Here is a 4,995-nt window from a genome sequence, read left to right as displayed (position 1 = left end):
TCTTCAGTTCGAAGCAGATCGTAGTTTTTCCGTCCCCTGCAGTACCGGTAACCACTACAACTTTCTTGGTCCCGGCGGTCTTGAACATACTCCAGAAACGATCTTCCAGAGGGTGTTTGAATGCGAGACGCGGGATCCCAAGCTTCGTCGACAAACTCTCAATATGTTCGGCTTCCTGAGAGTTTCCATCTGGCACTGGGCCGTAGGCACGCAGGAACTTGATCCACTTTTCTCCTGGAGTGTGAGCCATTGCTTACGGTGATTTTTTCTAAAGGTGGCAAATTAGGCAGCCTGTTGAGGGAGCCTCATTGGTTTCCAAGCCGGCGAGAGTCGTGACGAGGGGAAGGTTCTTTCGATTCTGGACCGCCCGGGCTTGCTGGAGTTCCCACTTCTCAAGTATTTCAGCCATTCGCTCTGGTTGCTCCAGCTCGGCGAGTGATTCATTCTGACACCAGTTAAATACATTTCCGTTAACTCTGTTAGGCTTTTCATAGGCCTTTGCTTCCTCATAGAGTTCAGGATACCTCTGCTTAAGTCGAACCCATTCTATCTTTTGTTGATAGAAACAGAAAAAACATCCGCTACGGGTTCTCCCCCATTCTGTGTATGGAGGCATTCCAATCCCTGAGTCTTGAAGGATACGCTGAACCCCCTCGTAGTCGATACCATCATCACGGAAGGGAAAAACTGCCTGGATATTCGGTTTGTGGCTGATGTAGCCGACTCGCGCTTCGTCGGCGCGAATACCAACATAGTTGATGCAGGCGTCTGCACCAATGTAGTCCTCAAACGGTTTGAGCTTCATCATGCGAGTACACCACCGCCGGTGATTGGACGGGAGCATGCCGCCATACTGGCGTAGCAGATCATCAAAAGTCGTGCCGTAAGTTGTTTTGACGATTTTCTGACCGAGATAGTCCTCCAGTCGATCGAGGTACTCATACGTGTCTGGCAACTCCTTGTAAGTGTCGTGAAAGATATACTCCATTCCCTCCACTTTACCACGCATATGAATCGCGAGGGCTGCTGAGTCTTTTCCGCCGGACAGGCTCAAGATATGGCGAGTCGGCTTAACGGTCTTCGGTGTGGACATGATCAGGAGGGGTTATCGAGATGTGCCCAGAGGGCCTTGGCTGTGGCGCCGAGACCCGCCCGACCGTGCTTGCTGATGATCTCAGCAATTTGCTTTTCTAGCTTTTTGACTGTCGCGTCCTCTTTAGCACTCCAGTGGAGAAGTTCACCGTGCTCGTTGCCGTCAGGCCGAGTGAGCATCAGGCGAACAACTCTCTCCGGATCGCCATCGATCCCCTTACGGGTGATGTCAGCTTGAGCGGCTTCTGCTCGAAGCATTCTCTTCGCAAGTTGGTGCAAGCGTTGGTCAAATACGTCTTCGTCGGCATCGTTCCATCGGACCGCAGATTTTTTGGCCAAATGGTTGGCCATGGATTCGAGCCACTTCCGATAGTCTAGTTCTTGGTCGCCAAGCCGCAGCACGAATGAACGGAGGTCGGTTTCGGCGAGGCTCTTAGCGATCGCTTTTGTTCGACCAATGAGTTCATGGCGGAAATCAGAGACATCGCTTGTGGTATCGAAGGCGTCAGTGATGCATGCAGCTAGCCTTGCCAATAACGCATCGTAGCTACCTTGAATCTCCCCCACTAAGGCTGCAATCTTTACTCCTAGCTTCTTCCCTTGGTTCGGAGCGATTCCTGCTGCGGCTGGAATCTCCTCAAATATTAGTGCCGCTGGATCGCGGGCCGTGAGCAGAGCATGGCGAAAGGCTTTAGCCTCGGAGCTTAGCTTCTTCGTGCTCCGACAGTATTCAGGAACGGAAGAAACAAACTGCATTAGTGGTTGGACGACGTCCAACACTTGGGGCTCAGTTCTTACGGGAAGGTCGAAAACCCCAGCGATGGCGTCGAATACTTCGAGTCGGACTCCCTCGATGGCGCAGCGTTGCAGTTCGAAATGCTCAGGTTCTTTGATGAGCCTCTGCATCCCTTCGCCATCAAGTCCGTGAATAAAGGTCGAGTCTTCGTAGACTGCAGTTTGGCGGGAACATGCCGCAAGGTAGAGCGATAGGATCAGAGGAATCAATCCGTCGCGAGCTCCCAAAGGCTCTGCCCTGAGGGCGTTGAGAATCTCAGGAGCGGCCACCCGCTTGCCGTCGTTAGCTTCGAGTATTTTCTCGATCGCCTTGAATGCAGGACCAAGGCGGCATTTGTCGCCCTTGCCCTTCGGGATGACGAACTTCCATCTGCCGTCTATTTCTGGGTCGGGGACGTGTAGATTGCCAGCTTTCAGGACCGACAAGTAGATCGCCATCTCTGGCGGATTCTTCGAGTCGTCCATGCCGAGGAACTCGGTGGATGGATTCTTGGAAATTGCTTCAATGAGCGAAGTCCGTGCACGCGACCCTGCTGAACTAGTGACGCGTCGATTAATCAGCTCATTAGTGACAATCGGGCAGCGGTTGTAGATCTCTGTGGAAATTTGGGAGAGCTTGCTACTCAGGCCGTCTGGTTCGAGTCGGTCCGGCTTCCCGGATCGGAACCAGGAAACCTGGTCCGGGTTCGTATTCCAACCGAGCAGCTGGTCAATCTGCTCGTTGAGTTTCGCCCGGGTGTTGCGGATCTGGCCTCGGAGTTCGCGTCGTGCGTATTCATCGGAACCGAGATCCTTAACAGTTTGCTGGACGTGCTCCCACGCTTGGAGGTCGCGTGCTATGCCGAGTATTTCAAGCGGTGGGCGTGTGATGCCTATCAAAGTGGCCGGCCCGGGATGCTCCTTTGGATCCCCCATCCTCCTGATTACTTCCTTATACTCCCGTTCGTTGGCGGGCAGGAAGATCGCGACGTGACCGTCGGCGTCGCCCATCTGGGCTTTGCCTCCGGATTTCAGAAAATCCTCGTAGTCTGCCGCCGGGTGAAACTGTAACTCGAAATGCCGGAGATTGCCGGTTAGTATGTAGTGACGGCGAGCTACAATCTGCCGAGGCTCAAGGAGCGAACTGATCATACGCATCGGTTTCGCCGGCTCGCCAAGTTGGTTCCGAGCATCATCGAAAGCGTCGTCAAGGTGAACGCTCGTGTGCGGCCAAAGAGCGTAGCCACGGACAGCTCCCCGTTCGAAGATCAGATGCCTGCCCTTTAGCTTGGAAATCAACCCCTCTATCGAGGTTCGCTTTGCCGAATCGCTATTGCCGAGGGCTTCCATTAGCAGCTCGTGGGTGGCGAGCATAGAGTCGTCTGCGATGAGGTTGAGGATACCAATCGCTTTGAGAATGTTCGCCTCTGCGGCATCCTCCCCTTTTCGCACCACTGATTCGATAATCCTCCAATGAGTCGCCCGGCCATTGGTCATGGTGTGGGCGATGTTCCCTCGGACGTAGTTATAGAGATCAGCAAGTGAGAACGAACGGGCCTTTCCGATTTCCAAGCTAGCAACTTCCTGCAAAGCGGAGGGTTCATGCCCTGAAAGGAAGCCGAACAATGAGCGTTCGTTCTGACCGAAGCGCCGGAGGATGTTAACTAACGGCGGAAGCACCGTGGGGTGAAGCGGGAAGATTGATGGAGCGAGGGCAACGAGGCTATCGACGGGTGCACTCCCGTAGTAACCGGCGTTGACAGCCCATCGCATTGCTCCGCGCTGCCGGTCGAGCAACCCCTTCGGTACGGAAGCCGTGTCGAGACCGAGAGCGGCTCCGCAGAGCTGCACGGTTTGTTCAAACGGGTGGTGGTAGTGGATTTCCTCGAATCTCCCAGCGACTTTATCCCATTCCTTCCGAGAATTGGTGTCGAGGTCGGCAGTGTAGGAGCTGATGCCCATGTGCAAGATAGCCAGAACTACCAAAGGGGTGTCCTTGCTGCGGGTGGCAAGTTCCGCTAAGCGCTGCAGAACGTAGACATCGGCACTAGCCGGATTCATCATCGCTTGCTCTAGGTTTTTTCCTAGTTCATCGAGTACGAGGAAAATTCCAGGCGCTTTCTTCAGAGCGACTTTGACAAGTTCGATCAGCGAGGAATCATCTTGCGGCACCGATTCTTTCTTCATCCCCGGAACTTGGGAAATGATCGCGCGGCCAATCGTCTGGTGAAGAGGCTCGCGCTCACCAGTCACGATGACTGGCTGCATTCGTGGAGCACCTGGAAGACGCAACGCAGCTGGAAGTTCACGAGTTTTCCCGGAGACGGCCTTTGCAAGAGCGAGAGCGAAGCCAGATTTCCCGGATCCGTAGTCGCCGGTGATACGCCATGCCCGCTGTGTACTACCCGCCTCGAAGGCCCCTCCGATGCGATCGAAGGACTGGACGACAAAATCCGTGGCAATGTAACCTGCCGTCGATTGTGGATCGTCGAGGTCCAATTCAATCTGTACCGATCGCCGGAACCTGGGATTGAAGCGCATGAGGTCAGCCACGCTGCCACCACTGCGTCTGGCCTGGGACTTCCGATTCTTCAGTTTCTTGGGAATGGTGTTCACGGGTGATAGATAGCTTTGAGAGTAGTTGCCGGACGCGGCTTGACGAGGCGATTCACCATCCTCTGCTGTCGCGTTTCGGAAGTTTGAAACTCCTTTGAAAACGAATTGCTGAGCTTGGTCAGCATTTCATGGACGGAACTCTCGGGAATGCGAAAGCATCGCCCCGGAGAATTGTCCTCAGTTGTGATCTGCCGAACCGTAAGAGTTTTATCATCCGGGTGATTGTTGGCCCACCATTCGTGCAGACAATGACGAAAAGTCTCCTTGGAGATCGTAGGCTTGGCCGCGTTGTTGACGCGATATACCACTTCACGCTTACCGTTGAGCATCTTTCTGTCCCCGCTCTCTTTGATCAGCCCGAGAGTCGTGAGTGGCGAATCGAGTCCGTCTTCCGGCGTACTGCGTGCCCCCTTAGCGGTACCCGCCACATAAGTTTTCACGAAGATCTCGAAATGCTGGTGTAGGGTGGTATACGACAACTCTTTGCCAGTCGAGCGTGACAGGGGGCCAGAG

At 54.3% G+C, this 4,995-nt stretch carries 3 protein-coding genes and 1 pseudogene; all 4 read right to left on the bottom strand.

All coding sequences use genetic code 11. The features are described 5' to 3' along the window. Nucleotides 1–250: pseudogene (locus WBG04_RS02610) on the bottom strand (hypothetical protein); the annotation flags it as partial. A gap of 18 nt (nt 251–268) precedes the next feature. After that, a complete protein-coding gene (locus WBG04_RS02605) occupies nt 269–1,093 on the bottom strand; it encodes a phosphoadenosine phosphosulfate reductase family protein (RefSeq protein WP_424312793.1) in 825 nt (274 codons plus the stop codon). A 2-nt stretch (nt 1,094–1,095) separates the two neighbouring features. Further along, nucleotides 1,096–4,482: a hypothetical protein gene (locus WBG04_RS02600; protein WP_424312792.1), complete on the bottom strand. Its 3,387-nt coding sequence runs from the start codon at nt 4,480–4,482 to the stop codon at nt 1,096–1,098. Further along, nucleotides 4,479–4,995: DUF4007 family protein (locus WBG04_RS02595; RefSeq protein ID WP_424312791.1), on the bottom strand; the 517-nt coding region annotated here is incomplete at its 5' end. The genes WBG04_RS02600 and WBG04_RS02595, both read right to left, overlap by 4 nt.

This window comes from Haloferula sp. (assembly GCF_049672945.1).
In the GTDB taxonomy this organism is placed as follows: Bacteria; Verrucomicrobiota; Verrucomicrobiia; order Verrucomicrobiales; family Akkermansiaceae; genus Haloferula.
This window is presented reverse-complemented; position numbering and strand designations above follow the sequence as displayed.

Coding starts and splice junctions, on each gene's coding strand:
- WBG04_RS02605 (WP_424312793.1), bottom strand. CDS start 1,093: ATGTCCACACCGAAGACCGTTAAGCCGACTCGCCATATCTTGAGCCTG.